Genomic DNA, 25139 nt, shown 5'->3' with positions numbered 1-25139 from the left:
CATGTGGCGGCTTCTCTCGGCGCTATTCGGTCGCCCATCCCCGTCATCGCCTGCAGTGTCGCCAGCGGACCAAAGGTCGGTTGGACGTCGCGATTTCTCGACATTTCGGGTCACGAGCTCGTTTATTCAGGAGGTACGGCGCGATCTATCCCGTCCCCATGCGTTCGCGCATGAGCGGGTCGGCTTCATTACCGTGCGCGCCGCGTCCGGTGCGGATGGACTGGTTTTGCTGGCGGAGAAATATTATCCGGTCGCCGATGGCGAGTATGTGCGCGACAATACTGTCGGTGCCATGATCGGCCAAGAAGCACTCCGCAAGGCACTGGAGCTGGCGCTCCTGCAAGGCGTCGGCGTCTTCCATGCGCATATGCACTTCCCTTCGGCGCGCTTGTCGTTCAGCTCTACCGATCTGCGCGAACAAGCCAAGTTCGTACCTGATTTCTTTAAGGTTTGCCCGCAGATGCCGCATGGAGCGGTCGTTCTCAACGACAAGGCTCTCGCCGGACGCATATGGACTGCCCCCTCCCATGTGAAGAACATCGACGAGTTCAACATCGTTGGCACTCGCTCAACTGTGAGGCGCGCTGCGGCGGACGGCAGCACAGATTTCTTCGCATGACAAACGACCGCGATTTTAGCCGCCAGAGCTTCCTCGGTGCACATTCCGAAGAGCTGTTCGCAAACTTGCGAGTGGCTATCGTTGGGCTTGGCGGCGGTGGCTCTCACATCGCGCAGCAGCTCGCCCACCTTGGCATAGGACACTTCCGGTTAATCGACTCTGATAAGATCGAAGCAAGTAACCTAAACCGTCTGGTTGGCGGCACCCAGGATGATGTCGATCATAAGCGCTCCAAAGTGGAGATCGCTACCCGTACGATTCTTGGCATCCGACCCTGGGCGAAAGTTATCTCCAGGAAGGCGAAGTGGCAGGAGGCGGACGACCTGATCCGGGATGCGCACGTCCTGTTCGGATGCGTCGACGGCTATCAGCAACGCGACTATTTGGAGACCGCCGCACGACGTTTTGGTCTGCCTTACATTGACATCGGAATGGACGTGACCAAACTGCATGACGCCAGTTTTGCGGTAGCAGGGCAGATGATCATGACCTTGCCGGGCAATCCCTGCATGCGCTGCCTAGGCTTCCTGACCCCCGACAAGTTGGCCCGGGAGGAGAATCGCTATGGCGACGTGGGCATCAACCCGCAGGTGGTCTGGACGAACGGTATGCTGGCCTCGCTTGCCGTCGGTGCATTCGCAAAGCTCTTTACACCGTGGTTTTCCTCCGAAGACAACTATACGTGGCTGGAGGTGGACGGTAATGCTCAAACCGTCTCGCGAAGCGAACAGCCAGACTACTTTCGGCGGGTAACAGTATGCCCACATCATGGCGGGACCAACGGGCTCGGCGAAATTGGATACGATATTCGTCGATCCTGAGGGAGGGCAGCTTGCACAGCCAGTACACGTACGCGCAGCTGCACGTAACCTGAGCCATGCTCCCGCCGGCTTTGCAGATGAAAAAGAGAAGGAGCGCGGTTTTCACAGCGCCCCCGGGCGCGCTGACGATCCGCCTGATCTCGTCGGCCAGGTTCTGCAGGGCCTCGCGCTTCTCGGCGATGCGCGGGTCCTTCTCGTAATGCTTGCCGGTACCCGCCGAGACCTCGCCATGCTCGTCCTTATGAACGGTATGGTCGAGCCGCATCGAGATGATGGAGCGCGGCACCTTCAGGCTGCCGAGCTGCTCGCAAAGCCCAACGGATCGCACCAGCACCTTGCCGTTTCGCTTCGTCTTGTTGCCCGCAGCGCGCAGGCCATGGCCTTGCGGTTCAGCGGCTCGCCTCCCGGCGGCCCGTGAACATCCAATCGTAGTTGCCCATAGCTTCCTTCGCGATCTCGACCGCCAGATCGGACAGCAGCTGATGGATCGCGCGGTCCGCCTTGACGCGTTCCTCGGGGATCAGCACCGGCGGCTTTCGCGCTGTTCAGGTCACGCAGCAGCTCGTCGCGATGGATATGCAGATCGATCTTCTCATCGCGTGGTGCGCGGAGGATATCACACTGCGCCGCCACACCGAAGCGGCGTGATCCTGAAAGCAAAGCCGGGCCTCCGGGCCCACGAAGAAATGGCCCGTCATCTGAACCGCTTCGTTCGGCCGCGCCTTGGGCCAATGATCGCGCGGGAAGTGAACAACGACGCGCTGGTCCGTGTGTGCGCGCGGCTATGGCTTGGAGCGGGCTGGTTCAATCGGTTAGGGCAGGGGACGCTGGCAGGGGCAGTTGAGGGGCAGTTCAGTCTGTTGCCATCCCTTACTTCCTGGACTACCTGAACAGGGGGGAAGGGGAAGGGGAAAGGCGGCGGGTGAGGGGTGGGTCGCGGTAGGCGGCGGTGGGGGCAAAAAATATACCGATGTGACAGCAGTCCTTGCCGCTGATTTTGCGCAATGGTCAGAGCGATACGGTCGCAGGCGTCGGGCCGTCATGGATCAAGCACTACCATCAATCGACTTGTCGGGGCGCATACGAATGAAGACCGGATGGCGAAAGTTGCCATGGTCCGTCAGCTGCATGCATGTGACTTCGATGACTTGGCCGACCAGTCGCCCGGCCTTGGCTTCACCCCACAGGACTTCGCGGTCGCTGTCTGTAAAGCCCGCGCCTACGGCACCCCTGGCTGTTGTGACGAAGCCTAGCCGGCCGCGGTGTTTGCTCGTCCCTTCTGAGACCGAGGTGATGAGGACATCGTGGGTCTCCGTCGGTTTGACTTTAAGCCACTGCTCGCCCCGACGAAGGACAAGACCCTCATAGCCTAGATCGTTGGCGCCTTGGAGTTTGGCGAGAATGTCGGCGGGAGTGGGATTGCTCAGACTGCCCCAATGAAGGCGTGGATCGAGAGGGGCGAGGCCGTAGAGGTGCTGTCGTGTGATGGAGGGCGTGTCTTGTTTGAGGCGCTTCGTCCTGGTCGCGCGGATCGTGTCGCGAAAATTGTTGACGAAGACCTCGCAATCACTTGGTTGGCCGTCTCGCCAAGGGGGAATGTTCTGCAGGGGCTTGTTCGCTCTACTTATCCAGGCTTTGTCGCGCCAAATTGCACGAACGCCATCGAGCTTGAACGAGACCGTCCAGTCGCCGGCCAGGGCCCTTCCGTTCCACAAACGTGGATTGTTGATCGTCGGGGCAGTCATCGTTCCTCACGCAGATAGTGGTCCTCACGAATTCGGCGGAGGGATCGTTATGTTGCGTGCGCGCGCAGCTTATCTATGAGCGGGAAGTTGCACCGCGCCGGTCTGGGCCATGTGCCTGCGTCGTTCTGGAGCTTCCCAATGTAGCTGTGACGTAAAGGGCGGGGTGATCGGGTAGGTAGGGGAAGGCAGGTAGGTAGGTGGGCGGAGGCGGGTGGCGGTGGGCGGGGGCAAGAAAATATAGCCGTTTCGTGCGGGTTCGCAGTTGCATTTTTTTGCGTGGTTGGTGGACCGAATGGTCAAGCTCTCCGTTTGTGGTCCTGAATGCAATGCATGGAGGACGAGCACGTGCGGGCAGCCGGTTGGGCTCGTTGTGTGGTCTCAGTGCCCGAGGTAGTCACAAGCGCAGGGGGCGACTTGCTGACTGTCAGTCGGTGCGCATCTACCCCGCACTTCGGGCAGTCGTCATCGCAATTGCAGGACCACGCGTCCTCCCACGCGTTGCCGCAGCTCGCGCACGCGTAGCTGTTGATAAAGGCAGGTTGACAGTGGGACTCGTAGTCCCACTGATGCTCGCACTGGTTTCGCTTCTTACGCAACGATGCGGCCATAGGCTCGGGCTTCCGCCGCGTATGCCGAAATTGGTTTGTCCGCGATGAAATGAAGCTCCCGTTCCACGGGAAGGCCCAGGCCTCCTCTCACCGCCTTGATCTCCGCTAGACTGACCCAGCCAAGCTCCGGGTGTCCCAAACCAAGGTCACACAACGCGAAAAACCTATCTACTTCATCTGGATCAGCTTCGCTGATGAGCCACGTCGCGCCGGCGTCTGGCGTGAAGAGTTTGACGACCGGAAAGTGGTCGCGTTCGCCAGCTAACGCGTTGACCAACAGCCGCACGCGGTCTTCAACGGTGAGCAGATCAATGTCAGTCATGAGATACGCCCTCAGTCTCGGAGACGTGCCCTTGATCGGCGGCTCGCGAACCTACGGTGCGGGGGGCTTCCTTGCGGCGGTTTGCCCTGTTCTTGACGCCGGTTAGGGGTGCAGCTGCGCTCGGATTCGGTGGATTACTGCTCGGTTTCTTGGGCGCGATAACTGCCATAGCAGCGTCATAAACGCGCTGGAAGTCGCAATAGCGCTTCCAAAGCTGGTCTGCCGTTGCCTGGTCACCCGCCACGTCAATCGCGTCGATCAGCGTCTCCAAGGTGAAATGCTGGAAACTGACCCGCGTCTGGTCATCATCAGGGACCGGCAAGAGCTCGTTTGCGTAGACCCGGAAGGCGGCGATCGCACGTCGGTTGAGGCGCGGCGCGATGCCGATGAACATCGCCCTTGGTGCGATGCCGCGATCGACCGAGAGCTGCGCGAGCATATGCTCCCGCATGAGTTGCTCGAGAGGGGCTGACCGGAGGATGGGGCTGTCAGGGTTCTTGTAGAGGCGGACCTCTCGCAGGGCTTGATCATAGCGCTCTCGCCACCTTGCCACGCGGCCGGCCATGTCCTCCGAATACTTGACCTCGGCATAGACAATGCCGGCCTCCCCCTCGGGGGTGACGATGTTTGCAGCGAGATCGAACGCGGATCTGTCCGCAAGATACCGAACATCCCGCCGGCCCGGCGAATGTTCGAAGGTAATTCGTTCGACCGATTGGACGAAGTCCGGGAGCAGCTGCCGGAAGACCGCGGTCGCCAACTTCGTGTCCAAAGCCAATGGCCCGAAGGCATTGAAGACGAGTGGCATCGAGCTCAGCGTGTTGGTCAAAAGCCGATCCTCGTCGATTGCTGCATCTTCCTCGCGGAGGAGGAGCTCGCGGAGTGCGAGGAGATGAACGTCGGGGGAGATGAAGTTGCGGCCTGCCTCCGCGGCGTCGGCTCGGAGGTAAGAACCGAGATGGGCGCCGTGCTCGTCCAACGTGGCGTTCGGAATCTTGTTTTCGCGCATCCAGAGTATCTGCAAGATGCGCCCTGCCCGTCTGAACCGTGAATCGATCAGACAGTGCGACTCGTAATGCTTTGCCACGGCGTCACTGACGAATGGCGTCCGCGAAAGCTGGTTGTATCTCTGGCCCGATGAAAGGCTAGTGCGGTTGGGGAAAGAGCTGCGTGAGGTGTCTGCCATTTGAATTTCCGCGTTGTTGAAAGCGCAGAAGATTCGATGACGGGTGGAGGGAAATGATACGAGTTCCCTCAGCCGACGAACCGGGCAGCCGCGGCCCACAATTAGATCCGATCGGCCTTTGGCTGAGACATTCGGCAGGCAGTTAGCTATGAGACGAAGTCGATCACAATTTCAGATATTGCCGCTCGAGCCGCTCCCTGCGTTTACGGAAGTTCTCATTCTTCTGGAGAGCTTGTTTTAAGATGCGGGCCATATCGGGCTGATGCGCTCGCTTCGGTTCTGCAGCTGGCGCCGACTGGGTTGTAATGGGTTGGACAACGACATTCGCTTGGCTCTGCGATTGTTGAGGCGTTGATTGGAGGCGGACTAAGCAGTCCTCGATGTCGATCGTCTCCCGTCTGTTCGCTGCCGGCACGCGCTTGGGCAGTCGAGGGGCCGGCGCCGGCTTCGTGATCGGTGCGTTCTTCGTTTCATTACGGGCGAGGATTGCGAACAGCCACGCGGCTTGGCGGTTCGACAATGAAGCATCGCCTCCTCTGAGAAGGATGTGTCGCGACATTTGTTGCAAGAACGAAGCTTCGCGCGAATCCGGCATGCCTTTGAGCAGAGCTGCCTCTATGCGCTTTTCCAAGCGGTGATGATTGTATCCCACGATCATTGGACGTCTCCTTTTGGGCTAGGAATATTGACAGTTGTCGCGTTCGTTCAGTGTATTCCGATAGGGGAACGGCAGAGGGAAGGAAGATCGGAGGAGCAGGTGTGGCGCGTTCCCGAAACCTGGTGGACGTCAGAGGGAGGTCTCTGTGCCCGCAGGGCACAGCTTCGCCTGTGAGGGCGAAGCTGCTGTCGATGGGGTGCCCGAAGCCCGGAGCCACGCCGTCGGTCAGTCTTCGGATAAGCGCACCCTGCTACGGGGAGGCCGGGGTCAGCCGGTCGGCCTTTACGCGCCGCTTCATCTGGCGGGGCTGTTACGCAACACGTCCGTCAATTACGTAACTGCTGCAGGTCGGGAGTCACCGGAGCCTGCTCCTGCATCCAACTTGCGCTGGTTGCTTGTGTCGATGCCTTTCGACGTTTCACCGCTTGATCTCCACGACCTGGATAGCCGGAAGAGCGGGGCCCGCTAGGGGCTGCTATGTTCGCCGTCTAAGCGGCGCTTGCGCGGACCTTGGCAAAATCTGAATTGCACTGACGCGATGGCTCAGACAGCGATCACAGTCGCCGAGCGACGTCCCGGTGACGATATGAATGTTTAAGTTTGAGTCGACGGAAAATTGACAAACGAGCAGGCCCCCGCCCTGTTCGGCGGGGGCCCTGTATGGATCAATGAAGAGCGCTGAGGGCAGAGGTCTCGATGTAATCGGCGCCTGCCGATTTGATGATAAGACCGCGTTTGCTAATCGCGATTTCGGCGATGTGGGTTCGAATGCTGAGCAACACCCGGTGCAGATCGGCAAGGTCGACGTTGAACTCAACGCTTGAGCTCGGCGTAAGGCTGCACCCGCGCAACTCGCCATTCAAGGCCCCTTCGTATCGGGACGTTGGCGAAATCGACTTGAGCGACAGCGAGTGACCGGATTCGGAGGCTTGAAGGACAATCCGCCCCTTATCGGAGGCTATCCTGGCGATAGTTGCGATGCGGAGCGCTTCAGCAACGACTACCGTGAAAGCCGCCGTCGTGGCGGCGTCGAAGACGCTGTCGAATGCTCGGCATCGGCCAGCTCGCGCCCAGGACAGTTTCGTACCGCCACAATTGATGAAGAACATATCATCGGTCTCGGCAACGACCACTGCACCTTGCATCTTGCCGATCGCTGCGTAAGCGTTGGAAACATTGCGCTTGGGCAAAATGAAGCTTAGGGCGTCGGGCAATCCAGCTGACCGGTACAGCGAGACGCCACCCAGATATCCACTCCTCGCCCCGCCGCCGCTTAGCTGGAGGCCGTCAAACGCCTGGGTATTGGCGTTTCGCTTCTCAATCAGGAGGGCCGCATAGCCGATCGCGTCGCAGAGCACCCGGGCATCGACCTCGGCGAGATGCCGAGTTTCTTCAGCGCCAATCTTCGCGTCAACGAAGCGAACGGCCGTCCTCATATGAAAAGAGCGTCCCGACGCTTTCCAGGTCAGGACGCCATCGTCCCTGTCCAGCTCAAACGATAGCTCGCAATCATAGTGATGGCCCAGCGAAGCCAGGATCTTCTTTGAAATCTCAAGGCCGATGATTTCACCCTCCGCAATGTTCGAGCGAATAAGATCAAGTGTCGTGGCGACCGAGAAGCCGTTGTCCGCGGTCGCTTCGCACAGATTGAGCGCGTCGGCCGAGAGCGTCATCGTGATCACCCCGCTCGACCGGCTGGGCAGGCTGATCGCGCGCGCGGCAGCCTTCAGCTGGTCGCTGTGGATGACGAACTTTCTGACAGGCGCGCGGATGGGGACGAGGACTTGTTCTTGAAGCATGGTGGAAAACTCCAGAAAGGCATCACGGGAGCGTGGATGCGAGGTGGGAAACTCGCCTTCTAATCGAGGCCTTCTGTCTTGGCTGGGGCCTGAGCTGATTCGGCTCAGGCCCTCGATCGGTGACTGAATGTTTGCTGTCACCGGAACTGCGCATGCGGGCGCTGGGAAATTCAAGTGACTGATCTTGCTAAGAAATATCGTCCCGGGCGGCTCTCTGAAGTTATCGGGCAGGATGCCCTGGTGCGCTGGATGCGGGAGCAAGTCCGCTCGGGTGCAGGGCGATCGGTGTTAGTCGCGGGACCCGCCGGCACCGGCAAGACGACTTCGGGGTTGATTTACGCAAGGAGCCTTTTGTGCGACAGCCCGCTCGAGGGCGAGGCTTGCGGCGCGTGCGATCAATGCCAGGAGTTCACAAAGGACAGGCGCAACGTGCCCAGCTTCCACACGCTGAAATGCGGCGAGAATTCGACCGTGGAGGAGGCCAAGGAACTTCTTGAAAAGGCGAAGGTGGCTCCCTTTCTTGCACCCCGCCGTGTGCTGATGCTCGACGAAGTGCACAATCTCTCGCGTCGGGCCTCGGATGCCTTGTTGGACATCCTGGAGGCGCCACCGGAGTGGGCTACCTTCATTCTCCTGACCTATCGCTTGAACTTGATCTCACCGGCGGTGCGCAGCAGGCTCTCGAATTTTGAACTAAGCACCTTGAATGAGGCTGAAGCATTTCGGTTGCTCGCGGATATTTGCGATCGGGAGGGTCTGCCGTACGACCAAGACGGATTTCGTCTTATCTTCAAGGCTGCAACTGGGGCCCCCCGCGAAATGCTGCGCGCGGTGGAAAAGACCAGCCAGTTCGGTCCCATCGAAGGCAGGCATGTGCGTCTTGCGCTCAACCTTAATTTTGAAGAGCAGCTGACGGCGTTCACGCGAGCTCTGATAGCTGGCGACTTGGCCCGGCAGTTCCGGGAAATCGAAGAATGGCCAGATAGCGCCGAGCGCAAGCTCGGCTTCCTGCACCAGTTTTTCGTGTTCCAATACTTCGATGGTTGCCGGCGTTTTCGTCGGGAAGATCCTCTTATGCGCAGTATAGGTGCGGAAACCCAGGAGCAGTTGGTCGCAGCATTCGCCGCCCGCGCCAGCGCGTCAGGGCGGGAGCCGGAGGCATATTGGGAAAGCATCATCGACGCGCTGACTTCAAACACGAAAGTCACCGAACATAGCCTTGCAATGATCGTCAGCAGGGTGAACCGGCTGTTCAACCCGGTGTCCCCGATCGAAAGAGGGGCCAGAAAGCTGCGGACCAAATCCGCGAAACCCGTCCTGCGCATTCGATCGTCGGGATCAGCAGTCGAAGATCGGACGTTTCTGTCCTGGGACGAGATACGTCCTCACTGGCAAGCGGGCTCGCTCCTGCCGCAACGATACGGGGTCCTCTTCAACCTCCGCCTCACTCTCAGCCCCTCGGAACCAGATCGGCCAGATCCTCGCGTGAATGCTCAACTTGTGACCAAGCTCACTCACGAGCTTGGCATGCGGCTCAAGGACTGGTGCGGTACGGCCTCGCCGGTTTTGCATTGGATGTACCGTCATGAATGGGACGACGAGAGGGGACACAGAACACGGATTCTCCTGTCCGTCCCCGATAAACATATCGTTGAGGCGCTCGCGTGGCTGCGCGTGAAGTTCGTCCCGAGGATTTGCCGGACATCTGATCTTAAGGTTCAGATCGCTTGTCGGCCTGTGATGTCTCAGAAAGACCGCGTGCGCTTTCATTGGCAGGGCGTTCGCGCGTTGAGTCGGAGCCTTGCCCCGGGATTCACCGCTCGCTCCGATCTCGGCCCTGCCTCCCCTTTGGTGGATCTCCTGAAGATTCCGCTTCAGTGGCGTGCGCAGGTTCGTCGCATCTCAAATGTGCAGGCTCGCGGGATGTCGGCCTCGCTGACAGGTCAGGCCAAGCGGGATGGCGGGAGCGGCATGGCCTGGCTCTCCGCCCTTGAGGACGGCGCGTGGCGGGGGCTCGACACTGGGTGGGAATTGCAAGAGTACGAGGCGCGCAAGACGGAAACGGAGCGTCGCGCTGTTGCTATCGCCAAGCTCGCCGCGCTGCTTCCGGGCGCGGACGATTCGCGCCGCGAAAGCCTTCGCCTGGAAATGGAGCTTCTGAAGTCGAGTTGGAGTTCGAACCCAAGGGAGTGGCAGCGAGGTTGGTCCGGCTGGTGGTTGCCGGAGACAAGGGTCAAACCCGGCTAGTTTGGGGGCGGGGGCAGCGGGGCGTTGAAAAACATGAATAGATTCAAGTGGATGTGCGGGGCGCCAGTTGCGGACACGTCTCCCTTTCTTTCAAGCTGAGGCCCTACAAAATTCAATCTGATTAGTCTTCAGAATGAATGTCGTCGTCGGGACGCGCGTGGGTCGTGTCGAGACCGGTGGCGAACACCTGCGGCGGGCTGGTGCGGCCTTGAACAACTCCCGAAAGCCAAAGCTGCCTGAGTCCGCTTCATAGAGCCGGAAGAGCCTCTTGACGTGCTCGGGCTCGACCTCGAACTCCTGCCCTACCGTCTCATAGATGGCTTCCAATGATCTAAGCGTCGGAAGTTCGCCGGCAATTCGCTGGAGAATGATGTCGCCGGCTCTGCGTACGATCTCGCGTTCCTGCTCGACGTCCTGAAAGGATCGAAACTTGCCACGTCCGCCGTCTTCGCTGATTGTGCCCAACACCAAGTTTGAGATGGATCGACTTGCCTGCTTCTCGCCGTCGCGAGCGAAGCCGATTAGCTTCTGCGAGATATCCAGAAAGAATTCGCTCAGCTTGTCGGGAACAGGAATCTTGTTCTCAAGGCAGATTGCGAGAGCGTTCCAAAGCGAGAGTGCATTTCGGTGGCGATTGTAGTTTGCGATCTCTGCGTTGAGACGGGCTGCCAATTGTGCCGATATTTCATAGTGACGAGGTGCGGTCGTCGCTTCCACCGGCGGGTACTGACGTTCGCGGCCCTCGGGACGCTTCGCCAGTTCGAGATTTTCTTGCCACTGCAACGTTCGTTTCTTCACATCAACCATGCGGCAAGTCCTGCGTGTTAAGAACTCCACGTCGGTGCCGATGTTGCCCTCTATTGATCATTTTGCAAGTCGGCATATCAGATGGATGGGTTCGGCACTTTGTAAGTGTGATTTGAACCGCTACCCTTATCGCCAAGGACGCTTGGCAAATGTGTTGGGATCGTCCGTCTTCTTGGCGACGCCCTGAAGGAAGAGATTGCTGCCAGCGCCCCAGCCTCGAGCGCAGCCTTCATCGACGGCGCCGCGATCGCGAGATTGTAAAACCCCAGCGACGTCTGAAATGTCTTGAGCTTCCTTGCCATCGATGTCAGCCGCCCTGCGGCTCGGTCCTAGTGCCGGCGCGCGACCCAGGTGCCAAGTAGGAACGCGACGAAGAGCGAGGATAATGGGGCCTGCACCATCACCTTGCGCAGCCGTTCGGCCCAGCGCAGTGCCGCATCATTTGAGGGCTGGCGCAGCGACCTTCGGGTCTCGGCTGACTTGGTTTGGCCGCTCGGCTGCGGTGCGCCGATAGTGTCCTGGTCGCCGACCAGGCCAGAGGCCTCGGTCATCGCGGAAGCTTCTTTCACATCCATGCGGTCCTCCTATTCCGACCTCAGGCTGACCTCCGCTGCGGCTTGGCCGCCGGCTTCTTCGCCGCCGTCTCCTTGGGCTTCTTGCCGTCGATCGGCATCAGCATCTCCTTCTGACCATTCGATGCCTTGCGCGGCTTCTTGGCTGGCTTTGCGGCCTTCGCCGGCGTGGCCTCCCGGCCGACGCTCCGCCGCAGCGCTTCCATCAGGTCAACCACGTTGGTTGCGGCGGGCCGCTCCTTCGGCGTGATCGGCTTGCCGGCGCGCTTCCTGTTGATCAGGTCAATGAGCGCCGTCTCGTAGTGGTCCTCGAACTTCTCGGGCTCGAAGCGCCCCGCCTTCTGGTTCACGATGTGCCGGGCGAGATCAAGCATGTCTTTCGTCACTTTGACGTCCTGGATCTCGTCGAAATACTCCTGCTCCCCGCGCACCTCGTAGGGGTAGCGGAGCAGCGTGCCGACGAGACCCTTGTCGAGCGGTTCGAGCGCGATGATGTGCTCGCGGTTGGTCAGGACCACCCGACCGATCGCGACCTTGTCCATCTCGCGGATGGTCTCACGGATCACCGAGAACGCGTCGTGCCCGACCTTGCCGTCTGGACGGATGTAGTAGGGGCGGATCAAGTACCGCGGGTCGATATCGGCCTTGTCGACGAATTCATCGATCTCGATCGTGCGCGTGGACTCCAGCGTGAGCTCCTCAAGCTCCTCCTTCGTGACCTCAATGTACTGCCCCTTGTCCAACTCGTATCCCTTGACGATGTCCTCGTTCGGCACCTCGTCGCCGGTGTCGGCATCGACTTTCAGGTACTTGATGCGATGGCCCGTCTGCCGATTGAGCTGGTTGAAGCTGATCTTCTCTGACTCGGATGTGGCCGGATAGAGCGCCACAGGGCACGTCACGAGCGATAAGCGCAGGAAGCCTTTCCAGTTGGCACGGGGGGCCATGTACGCAGAACTCCGGTTCAAGAGGCCTGGATTCAAGACGAACGGCAGACCATGGTTCCGACAACCGCGGCTCGTCATACGGCCCATTTTTTCGGTCCGGGACTCGACTCTCATGTTCCGGTTATGTTCTAATTAGATATGACCGATCGACTTGCGAGCTGGCGCACGCCGACCCCCAAGCAAATGGAAAAATCACCGCTGGCGTCCGCAAAAGCGTGCCGCCGATATGGATTTCTCCTACCATGAGGACGAGAAAGCTCGGCGAGAACCATACTCATTCAGCAACGACAGCCACTATAGCTGCCGTCTCGACACGATGTACCTCTCTGACTCAGCATCAGAAGAACTCGCCAACTGCACTGCAAACTATTCTGGCGACCCTCAAGTTGAGCGACGTCACGATAAAATTTGATTGGCGACGCGCAGTCGGGGGAGCGGCCTGAAGTTCCGAGAGGGTCTTTCGCAACATGTAGGATGGAGGTCTGAGATGACTGAAGCCCAATTTGCAGAACTGGCGCGACTTGGTGTGGTGATTGAAAAGCTGCGAGCCTGCGGCGAGGTTGAGCAGGCGATTGCGTTCTTGAAGAAAGCAAACAATCTTGCCACTCAGCTTTTGGGGCAAAGTCATGAGGCAGTCCTAGCAGGCAGGTCGAGCCTCGCCTTTCTATACTTCGAGCGCGCGGAGTATGAGGAGGCGCTTGAAGCATTGAATGAAAACTTGACGGTCGCCCGCAATAGATGGGGTGATGAAAGCGACATAGTTGGGCAGACGCTTGCAAATATGAGGATGGTGCAAAGCAAGCGGCTTGATGAGGCGGCAGATCAGCTAGATAAACTGACCGACGTCGGCTATATCCGAGCTGTCGGCAATGGACTTCGGGATCGATACGAGGAAACTCGCGAGCTGAATGATTTACATCTTGCCATTCAAGCCGCGGAGCGAGCATTGCGCCTCGCCGCACCCGATGCCGAAGACCACGCCGCTGATCTCAATACTTTGGCTGCCAGGCTTCTTGACCGATATGAACATGCATCACATTTTGATGATCTTCAGACGGCCCTTCCGCTTTTGCGAGAAGCACTTCAACTTGGAAATGGCGAGATCTCGTCTCGCATCGTGTTCCTTAGCAATCTCGCGACAGCCTTGCATTATAGCTTCCTCGTTACGGGAGATCGGGGCGAACTATACGAGGCAATCGAGGCATCTCGGCAGGTCGCAGCAAATGACAAAAGGGGTCATTCGCTACAGCTGAGACTGATCTTTGAACTGGTCCGGCGCGATAAGCACGATGTAAGCCGGGAGGATCTCGAGTACGCTTTTAAGCTCGTCCAAAGGGACGCGTTTATATCAGCGGCACGTCCCAAAATCCTCTGCGATATCTGTATGTCTTGGTTGAAGATCAGCTATGGGGCTCAGGAGGGGCGCCGCAATGATTTGGACCAGGCTATTATCGTAGCAACCGCAGCACAGTCAGAAGCGAGCAAAGTCGGAAACGGGGTCACGCCCGCTTCCCTTTTGCTAGCACTTGCTTTGTTCGAAAAGCATGAACTTGCGGGAGGCGACGAAACTTTGGAACGTGCACTTGCTCTATGCAGCCAGAACACTGACGCTGTTACAACGGAAGGTCCTTGGACTGTCTGGCTGCCATTCGTTTGGTCGCGCTTAGGCGCATTCTTATCCGAGGCAGCTGATCAACGAAATGACATTGGACTTCTCGATATCGCAATCATCTTTTTTGAACGGGCATGCGAAGCGGACGACAACGAATCGAGTCCTCCCAACGATCTTAGCATCGCGCTAAGAAAGCGGTACGAGAGAACGGGGCGGCCGGACGATTTGAATCGTTCGGTTAAGCTCGCCGAAGAAGCACTCGCCATTGGAGCCGAGCAACCAGAAGCTCGTAACGCTATAGTAAATTCATTAAGTTCCGCGTTCTGGTATCGTTACACTCGATACTACGATCCGGCTGACCTCGAGCGCGGCGTGCCGTATCCGAACGATCGGTGCGGGATTGGCGGAGCGGGATGGATCCCGCTCCCCTCAATGGGCTGGCGATTTGGCGCTGCACCAGATTCGTTGCTTTGGGAGACCCAACCGATCTCAATGAGGCCATTGGCCTTTGGCATCAAGCGATCCCATTGACAAGCCTTAGAAGCCGAAGGTGGGAGAGATATTCGGGAAATCTCGCAATCGCGCTCAAGGAACGTTTCCGAAGGACTCGTGACGTTGCAGACATAGATCATGCAATCGCCCTGGTTGAAGCAGCAGTCGGCCGCGATACGGCATCTTCATCCCAACACCTAGACCTGCTCGGCATCCTGCTTCAGGAACGATTTCGGGCCTTGCACGATACCGCTGATATCGAGAAGGCCATTCAAGCGCATCGAAATGCGTGCGCTCTCGCCCAGTCAACTCCAATGGCAGCCAAATACGAGGCGAATTTGGCGAACGCCTTGCGGCTTACGTTGAATCTGGGCTCTTTAAACGAAGCAATTGAAATTCAAAATCGGCTCATTGCAGATAAATCCCGCGATGACTTGGACTTTAGAACAAGGATCAACTTGGGATCATGTCTCCGAGCCCGCTACAATTTAACAAGGGACAAGCGGGACTATGACGCCGTGCTTGCAACCCTCGAACACTCGTTTGAACCCGCGATGGATGCGCACGTGGAGGCGGCACTAATTGGAGCTCGTGATTGGGGAGATTGGGAATTTCGAAACGAGTCGTGGGCCCGAGCTCTTCAGGCTTATGGCCATGTCCGTGACGCTCTCCATCGGATCATGCAGACCCAAACCCTTCGACGGGGAAGTGAATTGTGGCTTCGGGAAACGCAAGGAGTATTTGCACGAGCCGCTTACGCGGCATCTAAGCTTGGAGATTTTGCAAGCGCTTTAACCTTTCTCGAGTTTGGAAGTGCGCGGCTGCTGACGATGCAACTTCAACTTAGCCGAGTGGCGGCTGAGACGCTGAAGGAGGAAGGCCACGCAGATTTGGGCGATGCGCTCCTTGAATGCATGGAAGAGATTGCGTTCTGTCGTCGACTAGCGGCCGAAAGCTCCTGGCTGGAAACTATAGCTGGCGCACCTCATGCCAACTATCCGATCGAGCAACTGAGGAAGGCGCAGCAAACTCTGAGTGAGGTTAGGGAAAAGATCCAACAGATTGAAGGTTTTTCTGACATCCTGGAACCTCCAGCGCTGGATGAGATCCGTGCCGGGCTTGGCGACGCCGCTGTTGTTTACGTTACAGCAACGGACGCGGGTGGACAGGCCTTGCTGATTCGCTCAAGCGGGGCGCCACCGGAGGTGCTCTGGTTGCCAGATCTCACGGGGCGCGCCTTAGAAGAGATGACCACAAAATATTGGGAGGCCTACGAAAGTTGGCTTAACGGTGTGGACGGAGGACTCGAGCAGTGGAAGACTGAACTCGATCGAGCCACTCAGCTTTTGTGGCGTTGGATCATGGGCCACATGGTGGAAGCTTTTGAGCCGGGTTCGACAGTTTACATTGTGCCAATTGGCGGACTTGCGCTCTTGCCGCTCCACGCGGCGTGGACTCCTGACCCCGAGACGCCGACTGCCCGGCTGTATGCGATGGACAAGATTTGTATCACGTACCTGCCCAACGCCAGTGCTCTCGTCGGGGCTCGATCACGAGAAGACGGGCCGCCGAGAAATATTCTTGTCGTCGAAGATCCCCAACCAGTGGAAGCCAAGTCATTGGTCTACTCGGCAATCGAGGTCGAGACAGCACTAAGCGGGTTCGCGGCTCATCACGTCCTCCGGCATGGCACTGCAACGCGTAACGCGATCCTCAATTCCCTTCCATCGTTCGCGGTAGTCCACTTCGCTTGCCACGCTAACGCTAATATCATTCAACCGCTAAAGAGCGGCCTCCTTGTAGCTTTCAGTGAGGAGATAACAGTCCAAAACCTATTGGAAATTCGTCTCGAAAATGTTCGGCTTGCGGTCCTGTCTGCTTGCGAGACTGCTATCCCGGGCCGAGAGCTTCCGGATGAAATGATAGGCCTTCCGACAGCTCTCTTGTATGCGGGGGCATCAAACATAATTGCTTCACTTTGGGCGGTTGCGGATCTCAGCACTGCGATTCTAATGGCTCGCTTTTATTGGGTCTGGCGGCATAACGGCGCCGAACCGAAGATTGCAATGAGGGCTGCCCAGCGATGGCTCAGAGATGCGACGGCTTCTGAGATAAGTCAGTTTGTGGGCGAGTCGTTCTCCGTGTTGCAAGCTCGGAACGACAACTCAGCCGAGAGTATGAGGACAGTGCTTGCCTCTTTTCCGGAAAAACAGCCGTTTGCTCATCCACACTTTTGGGCCGCCTTCACCTACGTAGGTGCGTGACTTACTGCCAGTGAGAAAATGACGGCGGCCATATAGCCCGCCCTGTGCGAACGCCTTGGGGCGGTCAAGTTGAAGATTGTGGCGCCGAGCGGCTGTCGTGGTCGGAAGCGATCGGCCCTATCTGCGCCGTCAGTGCGGGGAATTCCCATCGAAGTGACCAAGAATCAGAACGAAGTCACCGCCCTATTGATGAGCGCGCGTGAGTTCGAGGTAAACCCGACACCGAAGTAATCACAGCGCGTCCGGTGCGCGCATTGGATTAGACCTGTCTCCGTTTAGCAGTTCCTGCTCGGCGGCGTGCCAAAACTCGTCATCCTTGCCCTTAGGCATACCGGCTTCTTCCCAAAGCTTGTATGCTCGAGCGGCGATTTCCTTCTCCGTCGGTTTGGTCATTGAATGTTCCTTCTCCGCAGCGTCGCAGAGCACCCTAAGTGGCGGACGTTGAAGGCGGAAGCTCGACTCAATGTGCTCGCATGAAATAAGAGCACGAAGCCGCGTCGCCGGTGTTGTGATTTTCTTCGGAATAGCGGCACCCGCGACTGCATTAGCTAAGTCGTGAACGGGATTTTGTGAAATTTGTCACAAGGAAAAAAAATCGAAACGTTTATAGTTGGCCTAAGCTATGCTCCCGATTGGAAGTCACAACCGTATCGACCGCTGTATCCGAATGGTTTGGCAACATCTGTCGTTCGCAGAATCATACCCCCGTCCATGGTCATCACGCAATCGATCCCTGGACTTTGAAGTGCCTAGTTGTCCTTTCTGGCATCGACTACCCCAGATATACTTCGATATCTCTCGTATTTTTTGCGGTCGGAGGTTCAGATGTCGATCATCTATATCCACGGCGTCAATGTAAGAGAGCCTTCCTTCGGTGTAGAACTCCTTGGAAGTTTGAAGCGCTGGGTCCGTCCCGTTGTAGACTGGTCGGATCCCCTTGTTTATCACCCAGTGTTCTGGGGAGACATTGCTAGCGACTTTCGATGGTCGCTAAAGTCGCGCCCCCTGACTTCGATTCTTAGAATGGGCGCAGCGCCCCCGAATCCCTCTCTGGTCCGCAGCGCGCCGCTTACCCTTCAGCAAGCCGGTTCAAGTTACGAACTGTCAAATTCGGCAGGCCCCGTCATCGGAGGGCCCGCTACCCCACTCGCATCCTCCTTCGATTTATCGTCAGTTGACCCAGGGCGACGAGCGGATGTTTTGACCGATCTCTACATTGGGCTCCGAGATGCGGCGGGTTCCCCATTAACGCCGGTTGAGATGGCGCGGGTGGCTCCCGCCGCAGCCGACACCACAGAGAAGATGTGGACCGTAGGGCAGTTGCCCGATCATGAGAGGCTTATGAGCATGCTTGCGACGGTGGATGCCCAGGTGACAGGAGTGACGGCTGCGGGTTTTCAAGATTGGCTCAGCCGCGCGGACGAAATTGTGAGAAGAGCGGTGTCCGCTCCCGGGGATATCATTTCCAGTTTCCTAGCTGAATCGCGACCGGTTCTTAACGCGTTCGTTGCAAATTTCCTTGGCGACATCTTAAGTTACCTGGCCACTCGAGGGAGCAAGGGGGCTCCCGGGCCAATCCCGACACGCGTCCTGGACGGTTTTCGAAACGTGGTCCGCAAGGCCCCTGGAGAGCCAATCGTTGTCCTTACGCATTCAATGGGGGGCCAACTCCTTTTCGATGCGGTGACCACCTTCATGGATGATGACCCCGAGCTTAAAGACGTCCGCATCGCTCACTGGATTTCGTTCGGAAGCCAAGTTTCTTTTTTTGCGGAGCTCGGCCAGTTCCCGGGAATTGACATGACGACTCGGTCGCCGCGGCGCTTGAAGAAGCCTGACCGAGTCGATTCGTGGACAAATTTCTACGACCTCAACGATTTCGTAGGTTTCATTATGGAGCCGGTATTCGAAGGAGTTCAGGATCGAGAATACGACACGGGATACGGATTAGCGCTAGCCCATACAGGCTACCTCTCGCGTCCAAGCTTTTTCGCGGAAATCGCGAAGGTGTTGAAACCGTGATGCTTGAGCCTGTCATAGGCGCGCCTGGATTGTGGCGAGCCCCCGGCGTCGCAGCGAGCGAGGCGGGCGTCCACGCTCTAATCATCGGGATTAGTGCTTATCCGTACATGAGCGGCGGTACGCTGGCAGCCAGCGCTCAAAGCAACTACGGAATGGGCCAACTGTTGGTCTCCGCCAAGACGGCAGCGCAAATTTTCGATTGGGTGCTGCAGCGCGACGAGATCGCGGGACAACGGCTCCTGTCCTGCCGCGTTCTGCTCGCGCCGCAAGCTGGCGGCGAGACTTCGGCCGTCCAGGCCTTGACTCGCGGGCACTACGGTACGCCGAGCTTCGATGAATTGGCAGTTGCTATCAAGGCGTGGTCGAAGGAATTTCTGTTCGTTGACCCCGCGAAAGCGAAGCAGAATGTGAGTTTCTTCGTTTTTTCCGGCCATGGGCTTGAGCATCTGTCGTCGCCGAGCCTCGTGCCGCTGGATTTCCTTGCGGGCCCTGGGCAAGCCGGACTTCAGAACTTGATAGCAATCAACGGAATGCGCGACGCACTTAAGACCTACAACCTGGGTGCTAGTTTCTATTTTATTGATGCGTGTCGCAACGCGCCACCAGATTTGATGAAGGTCAATCCTGTCGGCGATCCTGTTTTGAAGCCGCTCGCTACGTTTTCTATAACGCCAGACGCTGTTGTTTGGCTGCAAGCGACGACGCCCGGAGCGTTTGCATATCAGCCGTCCAGTCCGGATGCGGACGGCACGTTTTTCGGGAAAGCTCTCTTGGAGGGATTAACGGGCGTTGCTCCGGATTGGCGCCCTTATCAGCTGACTAGCAACGTTAGTCAGCTGTTTTTTTCGAAACTTGAGATCTATGTCAAGAATCGCACGCCTGAACTTCTGGCGTCGATAAATCCCGCCCTTCGGCAACTTGTTAGAGCTGGCGGCGATCCTTACGAAGGTGAGATTGTTCTGGCTGAAGCTCCCAAGTCTGCCTTTTCGGCAACAACTGAGCCTCCTGTGGAGCGCAATTCGCTCCGATCGTCTAAGCCGTTTGCGCAGACGGCGCGAAAACGGGACCGCTTTGGGGCGCCCAGGCACGTCAACCAGCCAATTGAAGCCTTCCTAAAGGACGCGCCGCAGGCTCATCGAGCATTCGGACACGAGTGGATTACTGATCCTCTTATTCGATCACTGCAGATCGTTAGGACAGGACCGCCTGCAGAAGAGCCGCGACTCATGGATGTGCGCGTTCTAACGCGCCCATTGTCGACAGTTGTCGCGATGGACTTCTTGCTCCCGGAAGCTTCGTCAGAATCAACTCTTTGGATGCGCCGGTGGCCCGCCGACCAAATGGCCAAGATTTGTTACCTGCGTACCGTTCGACAACGGTACGGTGCCATTACGCTTGGAACTAGTCCTCACCACCGACGAAAGCCACGACTCAACCCTGGCAGCTTTCACCGCGGAAATTGCGCCTCTTCCAACCAGGAGAGCCCTTGACCGTTCAGCGCAGCTTTGGGGCGAGCTATGGCAGCTTGAAGAAATGGATGAGAGCCTCTCGCTGAAGCAGGGAGCTGGGCTGCTGCTTCTACCACCGTCGGTAGAAGGCGCCTTACTCCAGGGTCTTTCTCCGCTCGCCGCAACCATCGCAGGGTTCAAGCTTCGACGTGGGGGAGTGTTCGACCAATCAAGCATATGGCCGAAAAGGACAATGGAATGGCACAATCTGGTAGAGGGTGCGGTATTGTGGGCTGACGTGCTTTGGAGTCGCGCGGATCGCCGAAGTCAAGACATGGAGGAGATATGTGAAGCTCTTCTGAAGATCGATGTCTGCGGCGCACCTCGACTGAGCGCAGCGTTCGAAGCCGCCGTGAACCTGACCACGCAGGTTTCTGAAGCGTCGGCCCAAATGCTGGCTCGCCTCGAGCCCGTCGCTGCACGCTTGGCCGCTGGCATTCCCTTCAGCCGCGTCGACGGTGTGTTCATGACCTTTGGGCCTTTGCCAGCGGACATAGATCTTGGCGATTTAATAAGTCGACTGCAGAGTCCAACGCTTCGCAAAGGTGGCGGATGACGGATTTGGTAGGAAAATCAGGTCTCGGGTCGCTCCGCAATGCTTTGGCATGCGATGACTTTGCGGCTTCGCGAGCTTGGGTCAGAGAAGCCGCATCGCTCAATGCAAGTGACCTGCTACGTGCGTTTGAAGAGGAAATCCGAACCTCTCTAGATGACCTCTCTTTGGAAGCGACGGTTCGTCTACTTCGAATTAAGCTTCTATTCCAGGAATGCTCCTCATTTTTCGAAGCGGGCGACGCTGTCGAAATGCTCAAGATCTTGGAAACTGAAGCGCTCGGTCCTGCTTCAGTCGACGGCCGGGGCACAAGCGAGATCGTCACTATTTGCAACTATCGCGGTTCGATGCTTGCCGAGGCGCGTCACTTTAAAGAAGCCATTCTACACTTCAATGAAGCATTGAGAGCAGATGACGGCTTTGTCCCGGCTTACTGCAATCGCGCGCGATGCTTCTTGGAACTGGAAGACCTGCCAGCCGCCATTCATGACGCTGGCGAGATCGCCGCACGCGATCCATCCTATCTTCCGGGCCAGGAGACAGTCGAGCTTGTTGGGACGTTCGAGCATCTCAGAGCTACAAGACGCGAATCCATTGCCACCCTTGCGCACGTGCAAGGGCTGACGGAGCTGATGCGGCAATACGACCGGCCACTCGCGTCTACAAGGGAGATGATGCGCAGAAGGCCTAGAACTCTTACTAGTGAGAAAATCCAAGAGGCGGCGAAATCCGCTTCCGATTGGAACCATGAGGGGGTAGTCGCAGGCCGTCAAGGCAAGTATCGGGAAGCGGTCGAAATGTTCGGTCGTGCGATCGAGCGCGCGCCCACATTTGCCGACGCTTGGTACAACAGAGGTAAGACGTATCGTCTTTGTGGTCAGCCAGAGGAAGCGATAAGTGACTTTGCGCGAGCGGTCAAAATCGATCCGGCCCACGATGATGCTCTTCTGCTGATGGAGGAGACAGAAGAAGAAACTCAGGCTGAACAGCAATCCGGCTGGCCGAAATTAACCCGCGACGCGGTAGTGCCGTCTGTATGGTCCTCTGAGGAGCGAACTTCCAAAGTAGACATGGGGGTAGTTTTACACGAGGTGCCCAAGGACGCTGACCCAATCGGCAGAGTGGCGGCTTGTGCCTCTCATCTAGTGGATTTCAGTCGCAGGTTGTTGGCAATTGGGTCGCCATCTGCATTGCGCCAATTGGATGAAGAATCGCAGATAAGACTTTCCGTAGATTCGATCAACAGGGGCGATGCCAGCCGTAAGAGCGAAAACTGGGATGATGCACAGTCACTCTATCGTCTCGCGTTGCGTCTGTTGATGGCCGGGCAATCAGAACGTGGACCAAGAATCGTAGCCTTAAATGGGCTTGGTATCGTCTATCGAATGAAAGCGAAGGCGCTTCTGAGGGCTGACTTGATTAGCGTTCGCGAGAGCACGAGGTCATTGAAGAGAGGAATTGTAGTTCCAGAGCTAGTATTCAATGCGATGTCTGCAGGCGCTCTTCGGCTCGCTTGGCAAGCGAAGGCCTGTCATATACTCGCGCTGGATTTGGCAATCGAAACGAGTAACATTGCCAGCCAAGCCAACCAAGTTGCAAATGTTGCGACAGTTGATGAGGTGCTCGGAAATGTGGATTCCGCGTGGCGCTATTTGCGCTGGGCAAAGCAGGTCCACGAAGTCCTCGGGCGGGCCGCTTCCATAGCCGTGGATGACCAGATGCTTTCTTCCATCGACCGAAAGCTGGGCCGCGCAACAATGTCGGAGCCGCACACTTGAGCGATGATGCAGGAAATTCGAAGGGCACACCTGGGCTTGCACCGGGAGTTCTAGATTTGATCGATGCTGCTCGACTGCTAGAATTGGCTGGGGCCACTACGCCAAGCGGTGCGCAAGCATTTTTTCAAGTTATCGCTGGGTATCTCGATGGAGGCCGTTTGATCGAAGCTGAGCGGATACTTGGAGAGCTCAAAGCAGCGCATGGATTTTCGTCGGATCCAGAGCTTCGAGCCGACCTAGCTTATTGGCAAGGCGAGATAGACCAGCGAGCCAACCGCCGCGACTCCGCCGCCAAATCCTTTTCAGAGGCAGCGGAATCTACGCAAGACCCGCTAAAGAAATCTCAGGCTCTTGTGAACGCAGGTCTTGCCCGATTGATCGAAGGAAAGCTCGGCTTCGCCGAAGAAAGCTTTGAGCAGGCGCGCGCAATAGCGCGCGAATCAGGAAACACCCAGGGAGTACTTCATGCCTTGCTGGGGCTTGCCAAACTGGAGCTCGGACGTAGAGATCTCGAGCGCGCTCTTCAGGTGCTAGAAGAGGCTCGGAAGTTGAGCGCTGATCGCTTGTCGGGAGTGGAGCAGGCGCAGGTATTGATGGAAATCGGTATTGTCCTCGCAGTTGCTAACCTGCCTGATGCGGCAGAGAAGTCGTATTCGGCCGCGCGTGAAGCAGTTCGGACGTGGCCTGCCGATTTGCGGGAGCCTGACTTGGTCCCGCGCCTGCTCGAGGCTCTCGCTAGCAATGAACGAGCACTGGAGGGCCGACGCGGGAAGTTTTCCGAAGCAAGCCAGAAGGCCGCCTCCTCTTCTACCGTTATGGCCCTGGAAGGATTTCCTCGGGTCAACCCGAATCGGTTCGAAATCGCGGACGACCTGATAATCGAGGCCGTCCGCGAACTTCGGCAAGGACACGTGGAAAGGGGGTTGTCGCGAGCGCTAGACGCAATTGACGAGGGACGGGCCGCGAACTTTCGTGAAGGTGTGTTCAGGGGGCAATGCCTCGTCAGCCAAGCGCTGGCAGCACAAGGATATTATGAGCCAGCACTGCGCTTTGCGCTAGCCGCTGTTGCCGACCTTGAGGCGCTGAGAGGAGAAGAGACGAGCGAAGCTACGAAGATTGGCTTCGTTGCTGGGCGAACTGAGATATATGGCTTTGCGGTCGACCTCGGTCGAATCGTGGCAGATCTGCAATGTGACAACAGCTTTCTTCAGCAATCGTTGGAGCTGGTCGAGCGTGCAAAGTCGCGCACGCTTATTGAACTGCTTGCGCGTACAGACCTAAGGCCGCCCGAGAGCCTTCCAGCGGAGCTGGCCGCCCGGGAGTCTTACTTGCTCGGCAAGCAGCGAGACTTAACTCGGCCAGCCGCCGATGCGTCTGTGAAGATACTTGGCGCTCCCACCACGCTCTCGGCATGCATGTCTGAGCTCGATGAAATTTGGTTAACTATGGAGCAATACGCACCTGAGTATGTGGCGCTTAGGCGAGGAACGCCCCTCGTCTATGCCGACTGCCGTGATCTATTGCACGAACTGTCAGATACTCGGCAGCATTTAAATTAGTGAGCTACGCAGGGAGGCGGGTAACGATGCACACGCTCATCCTCGATTACATGATCTCAACCACTTGGATCCACGTCTTCGGGATTTCAACTCGGTTTGAAAATGTTCGTGCCGTCTCCTACCCCCTCGATCCGAACAAGGGGGCGCCCGCGCTTAACCTGCATCGAGTATGCGATGCTGATAGCTTCACTGCTGTAGAGTCGGAATGGCGAGAATGGGATTTCCTCGTCTCCATGGCAGAGACATGGAGCGAAGAGGGTGACCTCATCTATCTTTTGCCACACGGATTCCTTCATGGCTTACCTCTACATCTGTTGCAGGTGGCCGGCCGCATGCTGATTGAGCGGAATACGGTCGCCTACGCTCCGAGCCTTTCAACGCTTCGATTATGCCAGCGCCGTAAGGAAGTTTCCAAGTCGCCCGCGAGAAAAGTTGTGGTGTTCGGCGACTCTCGCGGGGACCTGCCGAGCGCAAGCGCGGAAGCTGTCGAAATTGCGCGCCTCCTCGGAGTGAACCCGATGCTTGGCAACAGGGTGACTCAAGAGGAAGTCGAAAGCGCCGCAGTAGGCGCCTCCATCGTTCATTTCGCAGGCCATGGCGTACTCGGGGCGACCGACCCGTTGGACGCAGGTATTGCCCTTGCAGAGGGCAAGACACTAACTGCAAGGCGAATATTTGAAGTTGGACGATTTGGATCTGGCTTGGTGGTTCTGAGCGGCTGCGAAACCGGTGTCAACGAGTTGAAGCAAGGAGACGAATTGATTGGTCTCACGCGAGCTCTGTTCTACGCTGGTGCTTCCAGCTTAGTCGCAAGTCTCTGGCGGGTTGAAGATCGCGCCACTGCATTCTTGATGAGCGAATTCTACAGCATCATCGATGCAATACCCGAGTCATCAATCTCGAACGCACTTCGCCAAGCTGCACTCAAGACCCGAGCAAACAAGGAGTGGGCTTCTGCGTTTTTCTGGGGCCCATTTGTCCTGATAGGCAGTTCATCTCTCAATTAACATCGAGGGTGCG

General features: G+C 57.5%; 22 protein-coding genes and 1 pseudogene. 13 read left to right on the top strand and 10 right to left on the bottom strand.

The window, feature by feature from the left end:
* Window position 1: 1 nt before the first annotated feature.
* The 4 genes from IVB54_RS34100 to IVB54_RS34085 all read left to right on the top strand — a co-directional run bounded on the left by IVB54_RS34100 (window position 2) and on the right by IVB54_RS34085 (window position 2088).
* Entirely contained in the window at window positions 2–619 is a 618-nt protein-coding gene (locus tag IVB54_RS34100; protein WP_247337779.1) for a hypothetical protein, read from the top strand.
* Window positions 616–1440: a ThiF family adenylyltransferase gene (locus tag IVB54_RS34095; protein ID WP_247337777.1), complete on the top strand. Its 825-nt coding sequence runs from the start codon at window positions 616–618 to the stop codon at window positions 1438–1440. The genes IVB54_RS34100 and IVB54_RS34095 overlap by 4 nt, the downstream gene beginning before the upstream one ends.
* Entirely contained in the window at window positions 1415–1858 is a 444-nt protein-coding gene (locus tag IVB54_RS34090) for a hypothetical protein (RefSeq protein ID WP_247337776.1), read from the top strand. The genes IVB54_RS34095 and IVB54_RS34090 overlap by 26 nt, the downstream gene beginning before the upstream one ends.
* Window positions 1859–1941: 83 nt before the next feature.
* Entirely contained in the window at window positions 1942–2088 is a 147-nt protein-coding gene (locus IVB54_RS34085; RefSeq protein ID WP_247337775.1) for a hypothetical protein, read from the top strand.
* 398 nt (window positions 2089–2486) lie between these two features.
* Here IVB54_RS34085 and IVB54_RS34080 read toward each other — a convergent pair whose 3' ends face one another.
* The 5 genes from IVB54_RS34080 to IVB54_RS34060 all read right to left on the bottom strand — a co-directional run bounded on the left by IVB54_RS34080 (window position 2487) and on the right by IVB54_RS34060 (window position 7758).
* Window positions 2487–3185, bottom strand: a complete 699-nt coding sequence (locus IVB54_RS34080; RefSeq protein ID WP_247336433.1) for a hypothetical protein — start codon at window positions 3183–3185, stop codon at window positions 2487–2489.
* A gap of 588 nt (window positions 3186–3773) precedes the next feature.
* A complete protein-coding gene (locus tag IVB54_RS34075) occupies window positions 3774–4115 on the bottom strand; it encodes a DUF2958 domain-containing protein (protein WP_247336430.1) in 342 nt (113 codons plus the stop codon).
* A complete protein-coding gene (locus tag IVB54_RS34070; protein WP_247336427.1) occupies window positions 4108–5301 on the bottom strand; it encodes a hypothetical protein in 1194 nt (397 codons plus the stop codon). The genes IVB54_RS34075 and IVB54_RS34070 overlap by 8 nt, the downstream gene beginning before the upstream one ends.
* Window positions 5302–5464: 163 nt before the next feature.
* Window positions 5465–5959, bottom strand: a complete 495-nt coding sequence (locus IVB54_RS34065) for a hypothetical protein (protein ID WP_247336425.1) — start codon at window positions 5957–5959, stop codon at window positions 5465–5467.
* A gap of 665 nt (window positions 5960–6624) precedes the next feature.
* Entirely contained in the window at window positions 6625–7758 is a 1134-nt protein-coding gene (locus IVB54_RS34060; protein WP_247776932.1) for a hypothetical protein, read from the bottom strand.
* Between the two features lie 174 nt (window positions 7759–7932).
* On the opposite strand from IVB54_RS34060, the gene IVB54_RS34055 reads away from it, so the two are divergent.
* Entirely contained in the window at window positions 7933–10005 is a 2073-nt protein-coding gene (locus IVB54_RS34055; RefSeq protein ID WP_247776931.1) for an AAA family ATPase, read from the top strand.
* Window positions 10006–10095: 90 nt separating this feature from the next.
* Here IVB54_RS34055 and IVB54_RS34050 read toward each other — a convergent pair whose 3' ends face one another.
* From IVB54_RS34050 to IVB54_RS34035, 4 genes and pseudogenes are all read right to left on the bottom strand, one after another.
* Entirely contained in the window at window positions 10096–10812 is a 717-nt protein-coding gene (locus IVB54_RS34050; RefSeq protein ID WP_247776930.1) for a hypothetical protein, read from the bottom strand.
* A 153-nt stretch (window positions 10813–10965) separates the two neighbouring features.
* A pseudogene (locus IVB54_RS34045) lies at window positions 10966–11114 on the bottom strand (cell envelope biogenesis protein TolA); the annotation flags it as partial.
* A gap of 27 nt (window positions 11115–11141) precedes the next feature.
* Window positions 11142–11387: a hypothetical protein gene (locus IVB54_RS34040; protein WP_247336413.1), complete on the bottom strand. Its 246-nt coding sequence runs from the start codon at window positions 11385–11387 to the stop codon at window positions 11142–11144.
* 20 nt (window positions 11388–11407) lie between these two features.
* Window positions 11408–12331, bottom strand: coding sequence for a Ku protein (locus tag IVB54_RS34035; RefSeq protein ID WP_247336410.1), 924 nt, complete (start codon window positions 12329–12331; stop codon window positions 11408–11410).
* A 487-nt stretch (window positions 12332–12818) separates the two neighbouring features.
* Here IVB54_RS34035 and IVB54_RS34030 point away from each other — a divergent pair, with 487 nt between their 5' ends.
* Together IVB54_RS34030 and IVB54_RS34025 are read left to right on the top strand one after the other, a co-directional pair.
* On the top strand, window positions 12819–14474 hold the full coding sequence (locus IVB54_RS34030) for a tetratricopeptide repeat protein (RefSeq protein ID WP_247776929.1): 1656 nt from the start codon (window positions 12819–12821) through the stop codon (window positions 14472–14474).
* A complete protein-coding gene (locus tag IVB54_RS34025; protein ID WP_247776928.1) occupies window positions 14357–16699 on the top strand; it encodes a CHAT domain-containing protein in 2343 nt (780 codons plus the stop codon). The genes IVB54_RS34030 and IVB54_RS34025 overlap by 118 nt, the downstream gene beginning before the upstream one ends.
* Before the next feature lie 231 nt (window positions 16700–16930).
* On the opposite strand, the gene IVB54_RS34020 is transcribed toward IVB54_RS34025, so the two are convergent.
* A complete protein-coding gene (locus IVB54_RS34020) occupies window positions 16931–17092 on the bottom strand; it encodes a DUF2934 domain-containing protein (protein WP_247336405.1) in 162 nt (53 codons plus the stop codon).
* An 807-nt stretch (window positions 17093–17899) separates the two neighbouring features.
* On the opposite strand from IVB54_RS34020, the gene IVB54_RS34015 reads away from it, so the two are divergent.
* From IVB54_RS34015 to IVB54_RS33990, 6 genes are read left to right on the top strand one after another with little or no spacing between them, the layout of a single operon-like run.
* On the top strand, window positions 17900–18721 hold the full coding sequence (locus IVB54_RS34015; protein WP_247336403.1) for a hypothetical protein: 822 nt from the start codon (window positions 17900–17902) through the stop codon (window positions 18719–18721).
* Entirely contained in the window at window positions 18721–20211 is a 1491-nt protein-coding gene (locus IVB54_RS34010; protein ID WP_247776927.1) for a caspase family protein, read from the top strand. Before IVB54_RS34015 ends, IVB54_RS34010 begins: the two co-directional genes overlap by 1 nt.
* Window positions 20212–20254: 43 nt before the next feature.
* Window positions 20255–20785: a hypothetical protein gene (locus tag IVB54_RS34005; protein WP_247776926.1), complete on the top strand. Its 531-nt coding sequence runs from the start codon at window positions 20255–20257 to the stop codon at window positions 20783–20785.
* A complete protein-coding gene (locus IVB54_RS34000) occupies window positions 20782–22560 on the top strand; it encodes a tetratricopeptide repeat protein (protein ID WP_247336396.1) in 1779 nt (592 codons plus the stop codon). Before IVB54_RS34005 ends, IVB54_RS34000 begins: the two co-directional genes overlap by 4 nt.
* Window positions 22557–24119: a hypothetical protein gene (locus tag IVB54_RS33995; protein ID WP_247776925.1), complete on the top strand. Its 1563-nt coding sequence runs from the start codon at window positions 22557–22559 to the stop codon at window positions 24117–24119. Before IVB54_RS34000 ends, IVB54_RS33995 begins: the two co-directional genes overlap by 4 nt.
* Window positions 24120–24145: 26 nt before the next feature.
* Complete coding sequence (locus IVB54_RS33990) at window positions 24146–25126, top strand: CHAT domain-containing protein (RefSeq protein WP_247336391.1); 981 nt, start codon at window positions 24146–24148, stop codon at window positions 25124–25126.
* The last annotated feature ends 13 nt before the right edge of the window (window positions 25127–25139 follow it).

It is taken from the genome of Bradyrhizobium sp. CW1 (assembly GCF_023100665.1).
GTDB lineage: Bacteria > Pseudomonadota > Alphaproteobacteria > Rhizobiales > Xanthobacteraceae > Bradyrhizobium > Bradyrhizobium canariense_D.
Note: the sequence above shows the minus strand (reverse complement) of the source record. Positions and strands in the feature narration are given on the sequence as shown.